Origin of the sequence: Streptomyces sp. NPDC059255, assembly GCF_042752355.1 — a bacterium.
GTDB lineage: Bacteria > Actinomycetota > Actinomycetes > Streptomycetales > Streptomycetaceae > Streptomyces.
This window is the reverse complement of record NZ_JBHYZP010000003.1, coordinates 65,095-84,416: the sequence shown is the minus strand read 5'-3', so window position 1 is coordinate 84,416 and position 19,322 is coordinate 65,095. Positions and strand designations below refer to the sequence as shown.

The window sequence follows — 19,322 nt, the reverse complement described above, 5'->3', positions numbered from 1 at the left end:
ATACCCGCACAATGCGATACCGGTCGTATATCAGCTCACCGTTACGGGCCAACCTCATACGGCGTGCCCGGTAGCGTAGGCGCGAACAGCACACCGCCGGACCACTCGCCGGTGCGGTCGGGACTGACGGAGAGGGCTGGAACGTTATGGAAGAGGCGCGTCGCCTCGGCGGCCGGTACGAACTGGGCTCGGTGCTCGGTCGTGGTGGCATGGCGGAGGTCTACCTCGCCCATGACACCCGGCTCGGCCGCTCCGTGGCCGTCAAGACCCTGCGGGCCGACCTGGCCCGCGACCCGTCCTTCCAGGCCCGGTTCCGCAGAGAGGCCCAGTCGGCGGCCTCGCTCAACCACCCGGCGATCGTCGCGGTCTACGACACCGGCGAGGACTACGTCGACGGGGTCTCCCTCCCGTACATCGTGATGGAGCACGTCGACGGCTCCACCCTCCGCGAGCTGCTGCACTCCGGTCGCAGGCTGCTGCCGGAGCGCACGCTGGAGATGACCGTGGGCATCCTCCAGGCGCTGGAGTACTCCCACCGCAACGGGATCGTCCACCGCGACATCAAGCCGGCCAACGTCATGCTGACGCGCACCGGCCAGGTCAAGGTCATGGACTTCGGCATCGCCCGCGCCATGGGCGACTCCGGCATGACGATGACCCAGACCTCGGCGGTCATCGGCACCGCCCAGTACCTCTCCCCGGAGCAGGCCAAGGGCGAACAGGTCGACGCACGCTCCGACCTCTACTCCACCGGCTGCCTGCTCTACGAACTCCTCACGGTCCGGCCGCCGTTCATCGGCGACTCCCCGGTCGCCGTCGCCTATCAGCACGTACGGGAAGAGCCGCAGACGCCCAGCGTCTTCGACCCCGAGATCACGCCCGAGATGGACGCGATCGTCCTCAAGGCCCTCGTCAAGGACCCGGACTACCGCTACCAGTCCGCCGACGAGATGCGCGCCGACATCGAGGCCTGCCTCGACGGCCAGCCCGTCGCCGCCACCGCCGCCATGGGCGCGGTCGGCTACGGAGGCGGTTACGGCGCCGACCAGCCGACCACGGCGATGCGCGCGGGCGACCCGGCCGGCCAGACCTCGATGCTCCCGCCGGTCAACCCGGACGACGGCGGCTTCGGCGGATACGACGACCGCCCGGCCCGCCGCCGCCAGCAGCCGAAGAAGTCCAACACGTCGACCATCCTGCTCGCGGTCGCGGGCGTCCTGGTGCTGGTCGGCGCGATCCTCATCGGCAAGTGGCTCATGGACGGCAGCGGCGGCGAGGCCACCGGCCAGGTGCCGGTCCCGCAACTCGTCGGCAAAACGCTCGAAGAAGCCCAGACCCTCGCGGACAACGCCTCAGTGAAGGTCGCCCAGTCGGGCGCGGAGCGCTGCGACCAGCCCAAGGGCTCCATCTGCAGCCAGAACCCCGAGACCGGCCAGATGGACAAGGGCAACACGATCCAGGTCGTCGTCTCCGAGGGCGCGCCGCAGATCGAGGTCCCGGACGTCACCGACAAGCAGAAGGACAAGGCGACCGTCCAGCTGGAGAACAAGGGCTTCAAGGTCGACTACAAGGAGGAGGAGTCCGACCGGGACGCCGGCACGGTGCTCTCCCAGGACCCCGAAGGCAACACCCAAGCCGAGAAGAACTCCACGGTCACGCTGACGATCGCCACGAACAGCCTGATCCCTGTCCCGAACGTGACCACCAACGCCGTGGACGACGCCGAGGCGCAGCTCAAGACGCTCGAATTCGTGGTCGTACGCAACCCGGTCGACTCCGACCAGCCCGCCGGCACCGTCGTCAAGCAGGATCCGCCGGGCGACACCAAGGCCGCCAAGGGCGCCACCATCACCCTGGACGTCTCCAAGGGGCCCCAGCAGGAGAAGGTGACCATCCCCGCGGACATCCTCGCCGGCAAGCGGCTCGGCGAGGTCAGGGGCACCCTCCAGGGCCAGGGCCTGAACGTCGCGGTCGCGGGCGGCTCGTCCAACGACGACAACGCCATCGTCATCAACAGCGACCCGCGCCCCGGCCAGGAAGTGAACAAGGGCGACACGGTCACCCTGACGACCTTCGGCGGCGGGAACAACGGCAACAACGGCGGGGACAACAACGGGAACAACAACGGCGGGAACAACGGCTTCATCGCCGGCCAGTCCGGCTTCCGCAACGGGGACCAGTAACCGGACACCGGCGCACCAGCCCGCCGCCTCGGCTCAACGCCTCAGCGCACTGCCCCGGTACCCACCTCATGGGTACCGGGGCAGTGCGCGTCCCTGTGGCCGTCCGGTCGTCCCCCGTCCGTGACCGGCGTCAGCGCAGCTCCGGCGGGGGCATGCGCTCCCGTAGACGGGCGTGCAGGTCGTCAGTGTCAGGTAGCGGCCCGGCTTGGTCTTTCTGGATCGGCGGGCAGCTCGCCCCGGTCCCGCATCGTGCCAGAGCGCGGTGCGGAAGGCTGTGGAGCGGCCAGTCTGCGCCGAGTTGTGCGGTCCCGATCGGCACATAAATCAGAAACAGGAATCTAAACCCGCTGAAGAGTAGTTATTCACCGCGCAGACGAAATTCCCGACGTCAACCCCAAGATCGACAAAATCAGGTCATCATCGGAATCACTTAGTCCGAAATTGATCACGCCAAGTGCATAACCCATGTGTTTCGATTTAAGCGCCAAGAAGATTAGACATGGGGAGAAAATGAACCACTCAAAGGCGAAAATTGGTCGCACTATCGGATTGGCTCTCACCGCCACGGCGCTGACAATGGGAACAGCGACGGCCGCGAACTCAGCCACCGCCGCGGTCACCAAGACAGCGAGTTGCTCCACTACCGGAGCAAAGGGGTCATCGGTGACGGTCAGACCCTCAAGCGATCCGTACGCCGAGGTGAAGGTGACTTTGAGCGTCACCGATACGTCGGCTGATGGTCATCACGTCAGGGTGAGGTTCGTCCACAAGTCGAGTGGTGGCGGTGTTACCGTGCCGTGGACGTGGCGCTCCAACACCAGCGGCGCAAACACCACCAAGGAGTGGGCCACCACCGCTCAGAGCAGCAGCGGTATCTACGAGGTGGGCGTCCAGGTAGCCCGCTTCGAGGGTGACACGCTGCTCAATTCGTGCACCGACTGGGCCTCATAGAATTCTCGTCCTCGTCTGACTGAAACCCCAGTTCCGGCCTTTTCGGTATTCCCACAAACCGCCTCGCATGCTCTGCACCATTGAACGGCGGAATGCAGTTCCAGTCGGTCCCGAAAGGCCGATACCGCATCATGACCTGGCCGCCCCAAGGGCGGTCAGGTCATGGGCGAATTCGATTCAGGACACCTGGCCCAGCTGGAATTACAAGAATCTCCCGTCGCTCAGGAGAGCCCCGTCAGCGCAGCTCCGGCGGGGGCGTGCGCTCCTTGTCGACCTTCTCCGTGCGTTCCAGCTCGGCCCAGACGATGTAGCGGTAGTCCGAGGTGTAGACGGGCGTGCAGGTCGTCAGCGTCAGGTAGCGGCCCGGCTTGGTCTTCCCCGACTCCTTGGGCACCGGCGACAGCACGTCCACGTTGTACTTCGAGGTCTTCGGAAGCTCCTTGTAGACCTTGTAGACGTACCAGGTGTCCCGCGTCTCGAAGACGACCGCGTCACCCGTCCTGATCTTGTGGATGTTGTGGAACCGCGCCCCGTGGCCGTCCCGGTGGGCCGCCAGCGTGAAGTTGCCCTGCTCGTCCCAGGGCAGCGCCGACTTGACCGGATCCGTGTAGTACCCCGCGACGCCGTCGTTCAGCAGGGACGTACTCGTGCCCTTCTTCACCAGCACCTCGCCGTCGCCCATCGCCGGGACGTGCAGAAAGCCGATGCCGTCCGCCGGGTCGAAGCTCTTGGGGCCACCGCCGGTCACCTCACGCGCCCAGTTGTGCCGTACGTCGTCGCTCTGCCGGTCCGCCGCGCGGTCGGCCAGCACGTTCGTCCACCACAGCGAGTAGACGACGAAGAGGCCCAGCACCACCCCCGCGGTGATGAGCAGCTCGCCGAAGACGCTGACGGCGGCGGCCACCCGGCCCCGGGGGCGGCGGGCCGGGGCCGGCGCCGGATCCCGGTCCGGGTCGCGTTCCTGGTCCTGGGCCTGTTCCTCGCGCCCGGTACTCGCTGCCACGGCACCCGTCCCCGTTTCCCTGTCGTGATTCCGGCCGCTCGTTCGTCGGCCGGGCCCCGCGGGGTCCCCGCCGGCCTCAGCGGACGAGCGCGTCGGGCTTCCCCTTGCTGCGCGGCCGTTCCTCCACCATCTTGCCCCACACGATCATGCGGTAGGTACTGGTGAACTCCGGGGTGCACGTCGTCAGCGTGATGTAGCGGCCGGGCTTGGTGAACCCGGACCCCGGCGGCACCGGAGTGATCACGCTCACGTTCGACGGCGGGGTCTGCGGCAGGATGCTCGTCATGTCGTACGTGTAGTACGTGTTCTGCGTCTCGACGATGATCTTGTCACCGGGCTGCAGCCGGTTGATGTAACGGAACGGCTCACCATGGGTGTTGCGGTGCCCGGCCACGGAGAAGTTGCCCTGCTTGTCGGAGGGCATCGCCGTCTTGAGCTTGCCCTCCGCGTAATGGCCGACCATGCCCTGGTCCAGGACCTTCGCCTTGTTGATGCCCTCCGCGATCGGCACGACGACGTCCAGCTTCGGGATGTGCATGATGGCGAAGCCCTGGCCCGGCGCGAAGGTCCCGGGCTGCCGCCCCTCCGCCCAGCTGCTCTGGATCTTGTTCGTCTCCTTGCCGGCGATCTGGTCGGCCCGGATGTTCGTCCACCAGAGCTGGTACGTGACGAACAGCAGCATCAGCACACCGAAGCTGATGAACAGCTCACCGATCGCCCGGCTCGCGATCACCGCGGGGCTCTCCTTGAGGGCGCGCGCCGCCCGCCGTGCCTCCAGCCGGGAGAGCGGCCGGGAGGAGGCCGCCGCGGCGGACGCCGGACCCGGGGCCGTCCGCTCCGCCTCGTTCCGGCTGCTACGGCCGCTTCCGCCGCTTTGAGGTGTGTCCTCGTCCTCCGGCGCCTCGGGGCGTCTGCGGCCCCTGCCGCCGCCCTTGGCGGCCGCTCTCCGGCGCTCCGCACGGCCGCCGGTACGGGGCTCGGGCGCCGCCGGAACGGGCACGGCCGCCGGCAGCGGTCCCGGGCCCGGCGCGGGATCCACCACGGGCATCGGCTGCGTCGCGAACGGCGCCGCGCCGGAGTCCGTGGCGCCGGCCGTGGGTATCGAGGCGGGAGCGGGTGCCGGGGCCGGAGCCGGGTGGGGCAGCGCCTGCTGAGGAGCCGGTGCCGGGGCCGCGGGCGAGAGTGCTCCGCCGTCGTACAGCGGCCGCGGCGGCTCCGCCGCGTACTGCCGGTAGTAGTCCCCGGTCCACTCGGGCTCGGCGGCGGCCCCCGGCGCGGGCGCGGACGGGCGCCCGGGTCCCGGCTCCGGCGGCTCGTCGCGCCGCGGGCCCCTGTGCCGCCCCTGCCGACGCTCCGGGCGCTGTCGCTGTTCCGGGGCCCGCTGCCCCGGCAGAGGGTCGCTCAGCGGGTCGGCGAGGCCGTCCACCACCGCCTCGAACGCGCGGGCGTCCCCGTACGGACCCGGCCGGAACCCGTCCGGTTCGTATCTGCCCGCTCCGTATCCCTCCGGCTCGTACGCGGACCCGTGACCGGCGCCGTGTTCGGGGCGCGGTGGGGTCACGCGAGCGCCTTGCCCACCACCGGCGCCAGTCCCGTCGAGCGGTCCACCGCGCCCGGATCACCGCACTGCGCCAGCCAGTTGGCCAGCATCAGGTGGCCGTGCTCGGTGAGCACCGACTCCGGGTGGAACTGCACGCCCTCGACGGGCAGTTCACGGTGGCGTACGCCCATGATGATCCCGTCCTCGGTCCGCGCCGTGACCTCCAGCTCGGCCGGCAGCTCGGCCGGTTCGGCCGCGAGCGAGTGGTAGCGGGTCGCGGTGAACGGCGAGGGCAGCCCGGCGAAGACGCCCCTGCCCTCGTGCGTGACGAGCGACGTCTTGCCGTGCAGCAGCTCGGGCGCCCGGCCGACGACACCGCCGTACGCGACGGCCATCGACTGCATGCCGAGGCAGACGCCGAAGACCGGCAGGCCGATCCCGGCGCAGTGGCGCACCATCTCGACGCAGACACCGGCCTGTTCGGGGGTGCCGGGGCCCGGGGAGAGCAGAACGCCGTCGAAGCCGTCCTCGGCGTGCGAGGTGGCCACCTCGTCGTTGCGCAGGACCTCGCACTCGGCCCCGAGCTGGTAGAGGTACTGGACGAGGTTGAAGACGAAGCTGTCGTAGTTGTCCACGACCAGGATCCGCGCGCTCATCGGGCCGCCCCCGCTCCGTCGACCGTCACGTCGTTGAACGGCAGCAGCGGCTCCGCCCACGGGAAGACGTACTGGAACAGCGCGTAGACGACGGCGAGCGCCAACACGAGCGAGATCGCCGCCCGTACCAATGCGTTGCCCGGCAGATGACGCCAGATCCAGCCGTACATGCTGTCCCTTCCGTTCGGTACCGCACCAGGCGGTACGGCACCAGACTAAAGGGCCGCGGGGGCACGTGGGCGGTGATGAGCCAGCTGCGCGGAGGTTCCGGACTTGCTCTTCGTCACTCGTCCCCGTCGTCCGCCGGCGTCGCGTAGTGCAGGTCGACCGTGCCCGAGTAGCCGGGGAGCGTCTCTTTGCGCAGCTCATCGACTTTCCAGCCGAGTCCGTACGCCTTCACGTACAGCTCGTAGTTCTGGATCGCGGGCGAGTTGTCGAGCGCCTTGCGGAGCTTGGTCCGGTCGCCGACGGCCGTGATCCGGTACGGCGGGGAGTAGACGCGGCCCTGGAGGATCAGGGTGTTGCCCACGCACCGGACGGCGCTGGTGGAGATCAGCCGCTGGTCCATGACGCGGATGCCCTCGGCGCCGCCCTGCCAGAGCGCGTTCACCACGGCCTGGAGGTCCTGCTGGTGGATGACGAGGTCGTTGGGCTGCGGTTCGGGGTAGCCGGGGTTGGCGGTGGCATTGGGCGGGGCGTCGTCGAGGGTGACGGTGAGGCCGGGGCCCGTGACCTCCTTGGTGCCCGCGGCGCTCTCCAAGGCGCGCAGCTCGGCGTTCTCCGCCTCGGAGGTGCCGTGGTCGCGGCTGACGAGCCGGTCGTTCTCGCGCCGTATCGCGGCGGTGGTGTCGCCCAGCTCGGCGTTCTTCCGGTCGCGTTCGTGGATCAGGTCGGAGAGCTTGAGGAGCGAGGTGTCCGTACGGATGTTGGTGCCCTTGGCCGTGTTGAAGCTCGTCACGAAGATCAGCCCGGCGAGGGCGAAGACGGCGGCCGTGAGGCCCCGGACGGGGCGTATCCGTGACCGGCGGCCCGGCGGGTTTTCCGGCTGTTCGTCCGGCCGGTTCACCGGCCCTGGGGGAGAGTCGGCTGAATTGCTCAACGTACCCTTATCTCCTTAGGCGCCGCGGAAGCACTACGCTAACGGACGCCCGGGGGCGGCGGTTCCCCCTGCTCTCCGCCCCGGGACCCGTTAACAGTCCCCTGCGCGGTCACGCAGCGCATCGACAGGAGAGTCCCTCGTGCCGAAGTCACGTATCCGCAAGAAGGCCGACTTCACACCGCCTCCGGCGGCGAAGGAGGCGACCGCCATAAGGCTCACCAACCGCAGCTGGGTGGCTCCGGTCATGCTGGCCCTGTTCCTGCTCGGGCTGGCGTGGATCGTCGTCTTCTACGTGACCGAGGGCGATCTTCCGATGAAGAGCTTCGGGAACTGGAACATCGTGGTCGGGTTCGGCTTCATCGCGGCCGGCTTCGGCGTCTCCACCCAGTGGAAGTAGCGGCCCGGCCGCTCCCCGTCAAGCTCTCCCCATGCTTGTCCACATTGTTATCCACAGGCAGGGGAAAAGGTCAGAAGATCTGTGGATAACCCCGCGGGTCGTTGACGCCGGTGTGACCGATCCGGTCCCTCCGATCATGTGACAGCCCCTTGTCTCCGCTGGTCAAACCCGTACCGGCGACAAGGGGCACGCATGTTCCCCACACGATGCACAAGATCCGGCACACTCTGTGGACAACTGGCCTCAGGTGAGCCCCGGCTGAGCCTTCGGCGCGTTTCAGGTGAGCTACTTCAGGTGAGCTGCATCGTCCGGGCCACGACGATCCCGACCGTCACCAGCAGCACCAGCGCGCACGTCCCGTACTGCACCACCGTCCGGTGCGCCCGGGGCGCGTGGACCATCCCTATGGCGATCGCGACGCCCGCGACCAGGCCGCCGACATGGGCCTCCCAGGCGATACCGCTCCAGGTGAAGGTGAAGAGCAGGTTCAGCGCCAGCAGGGCGAGGACCGGCCGCATGTCGTAGTTGAGCCGGCGCATCAGCACGGCGGTGGCGCCGAGCAGCCCGAAGACGGCGCCCGACGCGCCCAGCGAGATCTGGCCGGGCGCGGCGATCAGGTAGGTGAGCGCGCTGCCGGCCAGCCCGGAGAGCAGGTAGAGCGCCAGAAAGCGGGCGCGGCCGAGCGCGGCTTCCAGCGGACCGCCGAGCCACCACAGGCTCAGCATGTTGAAGGCGATGTGCCACACCTCCTGGTGCAGGAACATCGAGGTGACCAGCCGGTACCACTCGCCGTCCGCGACACCGATGACCTGGCCCGAGCTGTAGGCGCCGCCGATGAGCCCGAGGTCGATGACGAGCCGGTTGCCGCCCACGGCGAGGACGGCGACGAAGACGGCGACATTGATGCCGAGCAGGATCTTGGTGAGCAGCCGCGGGTCGGCGGCGACGGTGCCGCCCGCGAGGGTGCGCGGCAGGTTGGCGGTGGCGCCGTGGCCCGTACCGGATCCCTGCCGGACGCACTCGGGGCACTGGAATCCGACCGAGGCGCTGATCATGCACTCCGGGCAGATGGGCCGGTCGCAGCGCGTGCAGCTTATGCCCGTCTCCCGGCCGGGATGGCGGTAGCAGCTCGGCGGGCCGTCGGTGACGGCGGGCTGGTCCTGGCCTCCGCGGCCTCCTGGCGGCTGGTCCATCGGTCCCCTCGGTCTTCGTGTCGGCGGGCGGTACACAGCGCACCGCCCCGCCCGTCCGGTATGTAACCACTACGGACGGGCAGGGCGGGAAGGTTCCCGGAGTGCGGGAACCCGTCGGCGGCGGGTCGGCACGGGGCCGGTGGTGTCGGCACGGGGCCGGTGGTTCAGCGGGTCTCGACGACGACCGATTCGATCACGACGTCCTGGAGCGGGCGGTGGGTGCCCGGGTTGGTCGGGACGGAGATGATCGCGTCGACGACCTTCTTGCTCGCGGCGCCGCTGACCTCGCCGAAGATGGTGTGCTTGCGGTTCAGCCAGTCGGTCGGCGAGACGGTGATGAAGAACTGCGAGCCATTGGTCCCCGGTCCCGCGTTGGCCATCGCCAGCAGGTACGGCTTGTCGAAGGCCAGCTCGGGGTGGAACTCGTCCGCGAACTCGTACCCCGGGCCTCCGGTGCCGTTGCCCAGGGGGTCACCGCCCTGGATCATGAAGCCCTTCATCACGCGGTGGAAGACCGTGCCGTCGTAGAGCGGGTCCGTCGTCTTCCGGCCGGTCGCCGGGTGGGTCCACTCCCGTTCGCCCTGGGCCAGTTCGACGAAGTTCTTGACCGTCTTGGGCGCGTGGTACGGCAGAAGCCGCAGCTCGATGTCGCCCTGGCTGGTCCTGAGGGTGGCGTAAAGCTGCTCGGCCACGATGTGCCTTCCGTGAGTCGTCGCTGACGTGCACGATCCTCGCACGGAAGCAGCGGCGGAACGCGGCTGCGGAAGACAGGTCCCGGAGGCGGGGCCGGAAGTCGGGCCGGAAGCCGGGGCCGGAAGTCACGGCCGGAGGGCGGGTTCAGACGGCCCGTCGGGCATGCCGAAGGGACGGACGTCCGGGATGACACGGATGCCCGTAACGCATGCCGGGATCGTCACCGGCAGGCATGATTTCGAAAAGGGTGGATAGGCGAAATACGGAACGCCACCGAGGAGGATGATCCTGTGACCCGCATGGACAGCGTGCTCGCCGCTACCGGTTCGGCGAAGGACAGCGTGCAGCACGCCGCGGAAGCGGTGGCCCCTTACGCCGGCACGGCAAAGGAGCAGGCCACTCTGGCCAAGGAACAAGCGGCGCTGTACGCCCGCGAAGCACGGGTACGGCTCGCGCCGGCGGTGTCGAAAGCCGCCGAGCAGGCTCGTGTTCAGTACGGAGCCTATGTAGCGCCCCGGGTACCCCCGAAGGTCGATGACGCGGCTCACCGTGCCGCCGCACGCACCCGCAGGGCCGCCCGTCAGGCGGCGGACTACACGGTCCCACGGGTCGGTCTGGCGGTGGCCACGGCCCAGCCGGTGGCGGAGCAGGCCGCGGCGCGTTCGGTGGCGGCGCTGGCCGCCCTGCGCGGACAGGTCACACCGAAGGAGATCCGGAAGCTGGTGCGCAAGCACGAGCGCCGGGCCAGGGCCGGCCGGATCGCCAAGGGCCTCGCGGTCGTCGGTGTGGTGGCCGGTGGAGCTTTCGCGGCGTGGAAGTGGTGGGACAAGCAGGCGAACCCGGACTGGCTGGTGGAGCCGCCGGCCGCCACGGAGGTCTCGGAGCGCGCCCCGCTGACATCGGTGGACGGCAGTCCCCTGGAGGGCAGCCATGTGGTCGATCCGCTCGACGCCGAGCTACAGGCGAAGCAGGCCGACGCGGAGGCCGCGGAGCGGGACCGGGACCGGAACCGGGACGACCGTCCCTGACCACCCGGGCCGTACGAGCGCCTCACGCCGCGACGAGTGCCGCGGCGGCACGGGCGTCGGGGCGGGTGTCCGAGTCCGAACGAGCGGCGGAGCGGGCATCCGGACGGGCGTCACCGTAGGTACCGGAGGAGGCGTCCGGGTGGGCGCCGGCACGGGTACCGGAGGAGGCGTCCGAACGGGTGTCACCGTGGGCGGCGAAATAGGCGTCCGAGCGGGCACTTGCACTTGTACCGACACCGGCACTTGCACTCGCACTTGTACCGGCACCAGCACCGGCGCCGGAGTGAACACCTTCACCGTCCGGCACCGCGAGGGCGGGCAGGTGACGGACCGACGGTGACGAGCCGTGCGCCTCGGCGCGGATGCGCTGCTTGATCGTGGGCGGCAGGGAGCGGGCCCGCGGCAGGGCCCGGGGCACGGTCGCCCTGGGTACGGCCGCTCTGGCCGCCGGTACGGACGCGGTGGCCCGGTGCGCGGCGGCGGGCGCCTGCGCCGGACGGCCGGCGGTCTCGGCGCCGGACCGGTCGGCCGGCTGCTGGGCGCCGCGGGCGGCGGCGGTGGCCGGGGTGGTGAGCCCCAGGGAGGCGAGCACCGCGAAGAACGCGGTGAGGAAGACGGTCCACAGTTTCTTGACCTTGAAGGCGGCCATGACCCCTCGCTTTCGATCGAGCTTCGGATCTGCTGTTGCTTCGCGTTCGGGTGAGCTTCGAGTTGCGCTTTCGGTCGGGGCGATCTACATACCTTCCTCATGATGTGTACGCATCTTGAGAAACCCAGGAGCTACGCCGCCGCTTCGCAGTTCTTCGGATGAACACCACTCGTACGGTCCAACCGGCCCCGAAATCCCCCCGGCACAACGTCGTGTAGGAGGAACAGCCATGGCCCAGCGGACGGTCGGAGCCGCCCCTGGCGAAGCCGTCGGCCGGGAGGAGGTCAGCTCCCAGCAGTGGAGATGGTCCGTCCTGGCCGGTATGGCGTCCTATCTGGACGCGGGATCCATCGTGGCCCTCGGCGCCGGGCTGGCCCTGTTCCAGACGTATCTGGGGCTGAGCAGCACGGTGGTGGGCGCGCTCGCCGCGATCGGCCCGAACGCCGTCGGCTGCGCGATCGGGGCGTTCATCGGGGGCCGGCTGGGTGACCGTCTCGGCCGTAAGCGCATCTACAAGTACGACCTGCTGGTGTACGCGGCGGGGGTGCTCTGTGTCGCGCTCTCCTTCGACTCCCTCATGCTCTTCCTCGGGGTCTTCGTCATCGGAGTTGCGGTCGGCGCGGACGTGCCCACCTCACTGGCGCTGGTCGGCGAGTTCTCGCCGCCGAAGTCGCGCGGCAGGCTGCTCGGTTTCACCCAGGTGGCCTGGTCGCTGGGGCCCGTGGTGGTCCTGGTGCTGGCTCTGGTGCTCGCCCCGCTGGGACTGCTGGGCATTCGGATCGTCTTCCTCCATCTGCTCGTCGTCGCCCTGATCACCTGGGCGCTCCGTCAGGGGCTCACCGAGTCGCCGCGCTGGCAGGCCGCGTCCGCCGCCGCGGCGGCGGCCGGGACCGCCGCCGGGACGGTCGCCCGTTACGGCGTGCGGGACCTGTTCTCCGGCGCCCATCTGCGGGCGCTGGCGTGGACCGGGACGATCTATGTCTTCTGGGGGCTGGCGGCCGGTACGGCGGGCATCTTCACGCCGTACTTCGTCAAGACGCTGGGCGCCGGGGGCCAGGCGGCGGGCGTGGCGCTGTCGTGCGCGGGCTTCGTGATCAGCATCGTCGTGACGGTGCTGGTGTTCATGCGGCATGCGGACGGGGAGCACGGGACGCGCAGGCTGCTGTGGGGCGTCGGCTCGGTGCTGCAGATCGCGGCGTACGCCCTCTTCCTGGTCCTGCCGTTCACGATCCCGGTGATCATCGTCAACATCGTGCTGTTCAGCGCGGGCGGCGCCCTCGCGGGCGAGGCGTTCTACAAGGTCTTCAGCCAGGAGCTGTTCCCGACCATGCTGCGCGGCACGGCGCAGGGCTTCACCTTCGGGGTGGCACGCATGTTCCTCGGCGTCTGGAGCTTCTTCGTACCGACGCTCGCACAGGTCGGGCTCGGCGTCGTGGGCGGTCTGCTGTCGCTGTTCCTGCTGATCAGCGGCGTGGTCGGGTTCTTCTTCATGCCCAATACCTCCGGCAAGCCGCTGGAGCTGATCGAGGCGGAGCGTGCCACGGCATGAGCAGGGGCAGGAATGCGGGCATGAATCCGGGATCAAGCGGGACGGCGAACGCTCACACGGGCACCCGCACGAGCGCGGGCGAGCTCCTGGCCCGGTTCACCGCACCGGGGCCGGAGTACACCCCGCTGCCGATCTGGTGGTGGAGCGGCGCGAAGGTCACGCGGCAGGGGCTGCGGCGCCAGATGACGGAGCTGGTCTCGCAGGGCGTGCGGCAGGCCGTGGTGATGTGTCTGGCGCCGACGGGGCCGATGTTCGGCTCGCTCGCCGACGATCCGCCCTTCCTCAGCCCCCGGTGGATCGAGCTGCTGGACAACGCCTGCGAGGACGCGCGCGAGCTGGGCTTCCACCTGTGGATGTACGACCAGATCGGCTTCTCCGGCGCCAACTTCCAGGGCCGGCTGACCGCCTTACGCCCCGATTTCGCCGGACTCGCCCTGCACCAGGGGGCGCACGGGGTGATCGAGGAGCGGGTCAGCGGCTTCGACTACTTCGGCACCGAGGCGTGCGCGGCCCTGCTCGACCAGGTGCACGGCGAGCTGGAGCGCCAGGTGGGGCACTGGTTCGGCACGGTCATCCCCGGGTTCTTCCAGGACGAGCTGCCGCCGATGCCGACCTGGGGGCGGGACTTCGCGGCCACGTTCGAGAAGGCGTACGGGTACGACCTGGTGCCGCTGCGCTCCGCGCTGTTCGCGGGCGGCCGGAGTGCCGAGGGCGCCCGCTATCTCGGAGCCGTGAGCCGGGACGCGGCGACCGTCCGCCGGGACTACCACGCGCACCGGGCCACGCTGGCGCGCCGGGCGTTCTTCGACCCGCTGGACGACTGGTTCGCCGAGCGAGGGCTGGTCTGCGGCTTCGACCAGGCGTCCCCGGCGCGGGAGGGCGACCCGGTGGGCGGGGTGCTGCTCTACGGCGACTACCTGGGCACCCACAAGGGGTACGGGGCGCCCGGCAGCGACCACTGGGGCGACCCGAAGGCGCACAGTTCACTGGCGCACGCGCACGGCGGCCCGCGGACCTGGATCGAGGCGTTCCACTCCTCCGGCTGGGGCGGCACCCTGGAGGAGACGTACGACTGGCTCGCGCCCTTTCTGCGCCGGGGCGCCAACCTCTACGACCCGCACGCCGTCTACTACTCGACGGCCGGGGGCTGGTGGGAGTGGGCCCCGCCGTCCACCTGCTGGCGTCAGCCGTACTGGCCCTCGTACCACCAGTTCGCCGGGGCGGTGACCCGGCTCTGCTCGGTGCTGTCGGCCGGTACGCATGTCTGCGACACGGTGCTGCTCTCCCCGACGAGCACCGCCCAGGCGTATCTGACGCTGGACGGGCCGCTGCCGCCCGCGCGGCGCGCGGTCGCCGCGTACCACGAACTGAACGGCGTGAGCGCCTGGTTCGCGGAGCGCCGCGGGGTGCTGGAGCGGGCCGGAGTCGATCACGACACGCTGGACGAGAGAACCGTCGCGGGCGCCACGGTCACCGGGGACGGAGGGCTGCGGATCGGCCGGGAGACCTACCGCAACGTGGTGATCCCCGACGTGGCGCTCGTCGACGCGGCGGCGGAGTCGGTCCTCGCGGAGTTCGCGCGGGCGGGCGGCCGGGTGATCCGCGTCGGCCGGAGCCCGGTGGGCCCGGCCCTGGCCGGGCTCGCGGTGCGGGTCGCCGCTCCGCAGGACGTACCGGCGGCGCTGGCTGCGGGGCCGGTCCGGGTACGGGCCGACGCGCCGTATCTGCTGCGGCGGCTGGGGGCAGCGCGGGGCGCGACGCCGCGGAAGGACACGGCACGGCACCCGGACGACACCTGGGTGGTGCTGCTCGCCGCGCACGACGAGCTCAGCGGTACCAAGGCGCCGATGACGCGGCTGGAGGGGCTGGACCGGCACGACTGGGCCGACGCGGGCTTCCCGTGGGACGAGTACTGGCGCCAGTTGCGGGAGGACGGCTACGTCTTCGTGCCGCCCGGCGACCGGCGCGCGCGGGTCACCGTCGAGGGCCTGCCGCCGCTGCGGGCGCAGCGCTGGGACCCGCGGACGGGGGCGCGTACGGAGCTGACGGTGGCCGACGAGGGGGACGGGGACTTCTGGACGGTGGAGGTCGACTTCGCCGACGGCCCCATGACCCTGCTCGTGCTCGGCGCGGAGCTGCCCGACGCCACCCGTGAGCCGCTGGGCGAGCCCGTGGGCAGCATCCCGGTCGAGGGCCCGTGGCGGGCGCTGGCGCGCTCTACGCTGGACAACACCCATGGCGACCTGGCCGCCGCCGACCGTACGGGCGTCCTGCCCCTGGAGGTCTGGCGCCTGGAGCACCGGGCCGACGGCGACGGGCCCGACAGCGACGGGCCCGACGGCTGGCGGCCGGTCGTCGCCGGTTACGGCCCGTTCGCCGAGGTCCGCGACCCGGACGGAACCTGGCGGCCCGCGCGGTGGTCGCTCTCCCGCGGCATCCACAAGGACCCCGCGCACCAGGGGCCGCTGGGCCCCAAGGGGTACGTACCGGAGGAGTTCCTCGACTGGCGCCACGTGCCGCGCGGCTCCACCGTCGCCGTACGCACCCGGATCGAGCTGCCCGAACCCGACAGGGACGGCCGGGGCGGCGGCGGGGCGGCGCGGTGGCTCGCCGTGGGGGCCGGGGCGGCGCGCCGGGTGCGGGTCGACGGCGCCGGACTGCCCGCGGAGGGCGAGGGGTACCAGTCCTTCAGCCCGCTGCCCGCGCACACGGCGGGGCGCTCGGTCGAGGTGGAGATCGAGTTCACCGCCGAGCGCGACGGGCCGCTGCGCGCCTCCTTCGCCGTGGTCACCGACCCCGCCGCCTACCGCAGGCCCGAGTGGCTGACCGGCACGGAGCCGACCCGGGTCTTCCGGCTCGCGGAGGTCCCGGACGACGCGGAGGTGCTGGTCGGCTGCGAGGGTGCCTGCACGGTGCTGGTCAACGGCGTCGAGGTGGGCCGCCAGGGCGACTTCAACCCGTACCCGGGCCACCGCGAGATCCGGGTGCACCCCTACGACCTGCGCGCGGTGCTGCGCCCGGGGGAGAACACGCTGACGCTGCGGCTCGGCGAGGGCGGCGCGGCGACGGTGGACTCCCGCACCCTGGACGTGCTCAGCGGCCCGGGCTGGGCGTCGGCCGCGCCGCGCCGGCACCACCCGCGCGACCCGCGTTTCCTGTGCGCCCGGGTCAGACCGCATCCGCTGCCCGGCGCGAGCTGGCTGGAGCCGGGCGCGGCGCAGGGCGGTGTCGTACTGCCCCTGGTGCCCCGGTCACCGGCGGCCGGGGAAGCCGGCGCACGGACCGAGTGGCTCCGCTTCCCGGCGCCGCTGGGGACGACCGCGCTGCGCATCCCGACCGCCCTCGGTGTGGCGGTGACGGCGGCGGACCGCACGTACCGTCCGGCGGCGGACGGCCGGGTCCGCTTCCCCGCCCCGCTGCCCGCCGGGACGGAGGTCCTGCTGCGGGTCACGGCGACCGACGGCCGGCACGGCGGCGCCCTGCTGGACGCGGCGATCGAGGCCGAGGTCGCCGAGGCCCCGGCGGAGCTGGTGGCCTGGGAGGAGCTCGGGCTGCGCGCCCTGGGCGGCGAGGTCCGCCACCGTACGGTCTTCCGCGCACCACCCGGCGGGCGCCTGGTGCTCGACCTCGGCGAGGTGCGCGGCACGGCCGACGTGCTGGTCAACGGCGCGCTGGTCGACCGGCTCGTCTGGGGCCCCTGGCGCACCGAGATCACCGGTGCCCTGCGCCCCGGGGAGAACGACCTGGAGATCGTGGTCCGCGGCACCCTCGCGGGCTACCTGGACGACGCGTCCCCGACGACGGCGGTCACCGCGGGCCAGGTCCGTACGGGCCTCTTCGGACCGGTACGACTGGTGCGGTACGGAGCGTGACCCGGCCCGCGGCGCCCCCGCTCACCAGGGCAGCGTCAGCCCGGCCCCGGTGACGTCGGAGCAGGTGAAGGTGCCGGTCGGGCCGCCGTCGGGGAGCGTGGCCATCCGTACGGGCATGACGGCTCCCTGTTCCCGCGACAGGATGCCGGAGTGGTCGTTGGCGTCGGTCGGCACCCAGTTCGGGGAGACGGAGTTGACGAGGATGCCCTCCTCGCGCAATTCGTTGGCGTACATGACGGTGAGGGCGTTCACCGCGGTCTTGGAGAGGCTGTAGCCGAGGATGACGGGGAAGCCGCCGTCCGGGAAGGCGCCGGTCGGGTCGTGGTTCTCGGCGGCGGCGGTGAGCGAGCCGAGCACGCTGCTGATGTTGACGACGCGGGCGGCGGTGGAGCGGCGCAGCAGCGGCAGCATGGCGTTGGTGACGGTGATGTAGCCGATCACATTGGTCTCGAAGCCCTGCCGTACCTCGTCGGCCGTGGTCCGGCTGGGGACCCGCCAGGGCGTGCTGATCCCGGCGTTGTTGACGAGGATGTCGAGCCGGCCGCTCTCCTCCTCGATCCGCTTGGCGGCGAGGGCGACGCCGGATTCGTCGGTGACGTCGAGCCGGAGGAACCGGACGTCGCGGCCGTCGGCGCGCAGTTCGCCCGCGGCCGCGCGGCCGCGCTCCTCGTCGCGGGCGCCGAGGTAGACGGTCGTGCCGAGGTCGGCGAGTTGCTCGACGACGGCGCGTCCGACGCCCTTGTTGGCGCCGGTGACGAGGGCGACGCGCGGGTCCGAGCCGCTGGGGGAGGTCATGAGGAGCCTTTCCTGAAGGTGACGGGGGTACGCGGGGAAGGGTGATCGGTCGGCTGCGAGGGGCCCTGGGCCGGTGCGGTACGGCGCATCGCGGCGCCGGCCAGCGTGCCCAGGAGAAGGACCGCGATCAGGGGGATCAGGGTCTCCCTCGCCGCCTGGGTCAGGCCGTTGTGGACGGCCTGTTCGGCGAGCTGGTGCCCTCGGCGGGCCAGGTGCCCGGGGAGGGCCATGGGGGTCGTCCCCGGGTCGCCGGCGCCCGTCGCCCGGCCGGCCGCGTCCCGTACGTACGCCAGGAAGTCCTGGCGATGGGAGGCGGGCAGACGTGCGGAGGCCGTCCTTGCCGCCTCGGCCGTCGCGGCCGCGATACGGATCTGGAGCAGAACGCCGATCGTCGCGCTGCCGAGGACCGCGCCCAGCTGGCGGGCGGTGAAGAAGATTCCCGAGGCGGCTCCGCGGAGTTCGGCGGGGACGGTGCCCATCGCGACGTTGTTCACCGGGACGAGGACGCATCCCATGCCGAGCCCGCACACCAGCAGCCCGGGGACGAGCTGCCAGGGCGGGAGGTCCGCCCTGGCCTGGAGGGCGACGACGCCCAGGCCGGCGGCCATGCCCAGCAGCCCCGAGATCACCAGGTACTTGCCGGGGACACGGTCCGAGAAACGGCCCACGAACGGGCCCATGAGCCCGGACACCAGGGCCATCGGCGCGGTGACCAGCCCGGCGTCGGTCGGCGAGAGACCGAGCGCGGACTGTGTGTAGATGACCAGCGGCAGGAACATGCCGGTCAGGGTGAAGCCGAGGACCGCGGTGGTCAGCGACCCCATGGAGAAGTCCCGGTCGGCGAAGACACGCAGCGGCACCAGCGGCTCGTACGGGTGGACGCGCTGCCAGATCACGAAGGCGACGAGGAGCGCCACGCCGGCCGCGATGACACGGAACACCGTGACCGGCCCGAGGATCTCGCCCCACCCGTACGTCCGGCCGTTCTGGACGCCGAAGACGATCAGAAGCAGTCCGGCGCCGGAGAGCAGGATGCCGGGCAGGTCGAAGCGCGGTGCGCGCGCCGGGCGGATGTCCGGGACGACGAGCAGGCTCAGGGCCAGTGTCGCGGTGCCGACCAGGACGTTGACGTGGAAGATCCACTGCCAGCCGAGGCCGTCCACCAGGATCCCGCCGAGCAGCGGGCCGGTGACGGTGGCCAGCCCGGAGGCTCCGCCGAGGATTCCCATCGCCCGGCCGCGGTCGCCGTCCGGGAAGAGATGGGTGATGAGGGTCAGGGTCTGCGGGGTCAGCAGCGCCGCTCCCAGGCCCTGCACCGCGCGGGCGGTGATCAGCGTCTCCACGCCCGTGGAGAGTCCGGCGCCCAAGGAGGCCGCGGTGAACACGGCCAGCCCGGCGACGAAGACCCGCCGGGGGCCGTAGCGGTCGCCGAGCCGGCTGGTGAACAGCATGGGGACGGCGTACGCGAGCAGGTAGACGCTGGTGACCCACACCACCGCGTTGAGACCGGTGCCGAGACCGCGCACCATGGCCGGCACGGCCACCGACACGATCGAGGTGTCCACCACGATCATGAACAGTCCCAGCGACAGGGCGGCCAGCGCCGCCCACGGGCCGGTGGTACGCGGCCCCTGCCCACTCCCTGTCATGTCCCCTGCCTCATTCGTGGTCTCCTCGTTCTCCGCTCGATCGGGGGAGGCTCAGGGGCGCGTAC

At 71.1% G+C, this 19,322-nt stretch carries 17 protein-coding genes; 6 read left to right on the top strand and 11 right to left on the bottom strand.

Annotated elements, in window-relative coordinates:
- Nucleotides 1-146: 146 nt before the first annotated feature.
- Nucleotides 147-2,183: a Stk1 family PASTA domain-containing Ser/Thr kinase gene (pknB, locus tag ACFXKG_RS05975; RefSeq protein ID WP_384833032.1), complete on the top strand. Its 2,037-nt coding sequence runs from the start codon at nt 147-149 to the stop codon at nt 2,181-2,183.
- A 362-nt stretch (nt 2,184-2,545) separates the two neighbouring features.
- On the opposite strand, the gene ACFXKG_RS05970 is transcribed toward pknB, so the two are convergent.
- Nucleotides 2,546-2,905 carry a hypothetical protein gene (locus ACFXKG_RS05970; protein ID WP_384833029.1) on the bottom strand — a complete coding sequence of 120 codons (360 nt, stop codon included), beginning with the start codon at nt 2,903-2,905 and terminating at the stop codon, nt 2,546-2,548.
- A 70-nt stretch (nt 2,906-2,975) separates the two neighbouring features.
- On the opposite strand from ACFXKG_RS05970, the gene ACFXKG_RS05965 reads away from it, so the two are divergent.
- Entirely contained in the window at nt 2,976-3,134 is a 159-nt protein-coding gene (locus ACFXKG_RS05965; RefSeq protein ID WP_384833026.1) for a hypothetical protein, read from the top strand.
- A gap of 235 nt (nt 3,135-3,369) precedes the next feature.
- Here ACFXKG_RS05965 and ACFXKG_RS05960 read toward each other — a convergent pair whose 3' ends face one another.
- The 5 genes from ACFXKG_RS05960 to ACFXKG_RS05940 form a co-directional block, all read right to left on the bottom strand.
- Entirely contained in the window at nt 3,370-4,038 is a 669-nt protein-coding gene (locus tag ACFXKG_RS05960) for a class E sortase (RefSeq protein WP_384833699.1), read from the bottom strand.
- 175 nt (nt 4,039-4,213) lie between these two features.
- Nucleotides 4,214-5,698, bottom strand: coding sequence for a class E sortase (locus tag ACFXKG_RS05955; protein WP_384833023.1), 1,485 nt, complete (start codon nt 5,696-5,698; stop codon nt 4,214-4,216).
- On the bottom strand, nt 5,695-6,333 hold the full coding sequence (locus tag ACFXKG_RS05950; protein ID WP_382890257.1) for an aminodeoxychorismate/anthranilate synthase component II: 639 nt from the start codon (nt 6,331-6,333) through the stop codon (nt 5,695-5,697). The genes ACFXKG_RS05955 and ACFXKG_RS05950 overlap by 4 nt, the downstream gene beginning before the upstream one ends.
- The gene (locus ACFXKG_RS05945; RefSeq protein ID WP_365807594.1) at nt 6,330-6,503 is read right to left on the bottom strand and encodes a hypothetical protein; all 174 of its coding nucleotides are present in this window, start codon (nt 6,501-6,503) and stop codon (nt 6,330-6,332) included. The genes ACFXKG_RS05950 and ACFXKG_RS05945 overlap by 4 nt, the downstream gene beginning before the upstream one ends.
- Before the next feature lie 113 nt (nt 6,504-6,616).
- The gene (locus ACFXKG_RS05940) at nt 6,617-7,432 is read right to left on the bottom strand and encodes a DUF881 domain-containing protein (RefSeq protein ID WP_384833018.1); all 816 of its coding nucleotides are present in this window, start codon (nt 7,430-7,432) and stop codon (nt 6,617-6,619) included.
- Nucleotides 7,433-7,571: 139 nt separating this feature from the next.
- Here ACFXKG_RS05940 and crgA point away from each other — a divergent pair, with 139 nt between their 5' ends.
- Entirely contained in the window at nt 7,572-7,829 is a 258-nt protein-coding gene (crgA, locus tag ACFXKG_RS05935; RefSeq protein WP_382890261.1) for a cell division protein CrgA, read from the top strand.
- Nucleotides 7,830-8,119: 290 nt separating this feature from the next.
- Here crgA and ACFXKG_RS05930 read toward each other — a convergent pair whose 3' ends face one another.
- Together ACFXKG_RS05930 and ACFXKG_RS05925 are read right to left on the bottom strand one after the other, a co-directional pair.
- A complete protein-coding gene (locus ACFXKG_RS05930; protein WP_384833015.1) occupies nt 8,120-9,022 on the bottom strand; it encodes a rhomboid family intramembrane serine protease in 903 nt (300 codons plus the stop codon).
- Nucleotides 9,023-9,186: 164 nt separating this feature from the next.
- Entirely contained in the window at nt 9,187-9,714 is a 528-nt protein-coding gene (locus ACFXKG_RS05925; RefSeq protein ID WP_384833012.1) for a peptidylprolyl isomerase, read from the bottom strand.
- A 291-nt stretch (nt 9,715-10,005) separates the two neighbouring features.
- Here ACFXKG_RS05925 and ACFXKG_RS05920 point away from each other — a divergent pair, with 291 nt between their 5' ends.
- Nucleotides 10,006-10,743: a DUF5324 family protein gene (locus ACFXKG_RS05920; RefSeq protein WP_384833009.1), complete on the top strand. Its 738-nt coding sequence runs from the start codon at nt 10,006-10,008 to the stop codon at nt 10,741-10,743.
- 22 nt (nt 10,744-10,765) lie between these two features.
- Here ACFXKG_RS05920 and ACFXKG_RS05915 read toward each other — a convergent pair whose 3' ends face one another.
- Nucleotides 10,766-11,392 carry a DUF6344 domain-containing protein gene (locus ACFXKG_RS05915; RefSeq protein WP_384833006.1) on the bottom strand — a complete coding sequence of 209 codons (627 nt, stop codon included), beginning with the start codon at nt 11,390-11,392 and terminating at the stop codon, nt 10,766-10,768.
- Nucleotides 11,393-11,621: 229 nt separating this feature from the next.
- Here ACFXKG_RS05915 and ACFXKG_RS05910 point away from each other — a divergent pair, with 229 nt between their 5' ends.
- Together ACFXKG_RS05910 and ACFXKG_RS05905 are read left to right on the top strand one after the other, a co-directional pair.
- Nucleotides 11,622-12,941, top strand: coding sequence for an MFS transporter (locus tag ACFXKG_RS05910; protein WP_384833003.1), 1,320 nt, complete (start codon nt 11,622-11,624; stop codon nt 12,939-12,941).
- A 20-nt stretch (nt 12,942-12,961) separates the two neighbouring features.
- Nucleotides 12,962-16,813 (top strand): hypothetical protein, encoded by a 3,852-nt coding sequence (locus tag ACFXKG_RS05905; RefSeq protein WP_384833000.1) that lies wholly within the window; start codon nt 12,962-12,964, stop codon nt 16,811-16,813.
- A 21-nt stretch (nt 16,814-16,834) separates the two neighbouring features.
- Here ACFXKG_RS05905 and ACFXKG_RS05900 read toward each other — a convergent pair whose 3' ends face one another.
- Together ACFXKG_RS05900 and ACFXKG_RS05895 are read right to left on the bottom strand one after the other, a co-directional pair.
- A complete protein-coding gene (locus ACFXKG_RS05900) occupies nt 16,835-17,608 on the bottom strand; it encodes an SDR family oxidoreductase (protein ID WP_384832996.1) in 774 nt (257 codons plus the stop codon).
- Nucleotides 17,605-19,257 (bottom strand): DHA2 family efflux MFS transporter permease subunit, encoded by a 1,653-nt coding sequence (locus ACFXKG_RS05895; RefSeq protein ID WP_384832994.1) that lies wholly within the window; start codon nt 19,255-19,257, stop codon nt 17,605-17,607. Before ACFXKG_RS05895 ends, ACFXKG_RS05900 begins: the two co-directional genes overlap by 4 nt.
- Between the last annotated feature and the right edge of the window lie 65 nt (nt 19,258-19,322).

Bases quoted from the DNA above. Each gene is read 5' to 3' on its own strand.
- ACFXKG_RS05915 (WP_384833006.1), bottom strand. From the start codon at position 11,392: ATGGCCGCCTTCAAGGTCAAGAAACTGTGGACCGTCTTCCTCACCGCG.
- pknB (WP_384833032.1), top strand. From the start codon at position 147: ATGGAAGAGGCGCGTCGCCTCGGCGGCCGGTACGAACTGGGCTCGGTG.
- ACFXKG_RS05900 (WP_384832996.1), bottom strand. From the start codon at position 17,608: ATGACCTCCCCCAGCGGCTCGGACCCGCGCGTCGCCCTCGTCACCGGC.
- ACFXKG_RS05910 (WP_384833003.1), top strand. From the start codon at position 11,622: ATGGCCCAGCGGACGGTCGGAGCCGCCCCTGGCGAAGCCGTCGGCCGG.
- ACFXKG_RS05895 (WP_384832994.1), bottom strand. From the start codon at position 19,257: ATGACAGGGAGTGGGCAGGGGCCGCGTACCACCGGCCCGTGGGCGGCG.
- ACFXKG_RS05950 (WP_382890257.1), bottom strand. From the start codon at position 6,333: ATGAGCGCGCGGATCCTGGTCGTGGACAACTACGACAGCTTCGTCTTC.
- ACFXKG_RS05930 (WP_384833015.1), bottom strand. From the start codon at position 9,022: ATGGACCAGCCGCCAGGAGGCCGCGGAGGCCAGGACCAGCCCGCCGTC.
- ACFXKG_RS05905 (WP_384833000.1), top strand. From the start codon at position 12,962: ATGAATCCGGGATCAAGCGGGACGGCGAACGCTCACACGGGCACCCGC.
- ACFXKG_RS05945 (WP_365807594.1), bottom strand. From the start codon at position 6,503: ATGTACGGCTGGATCTGGCGTCATCTGCCGGGCAACGCATTGGTACGG.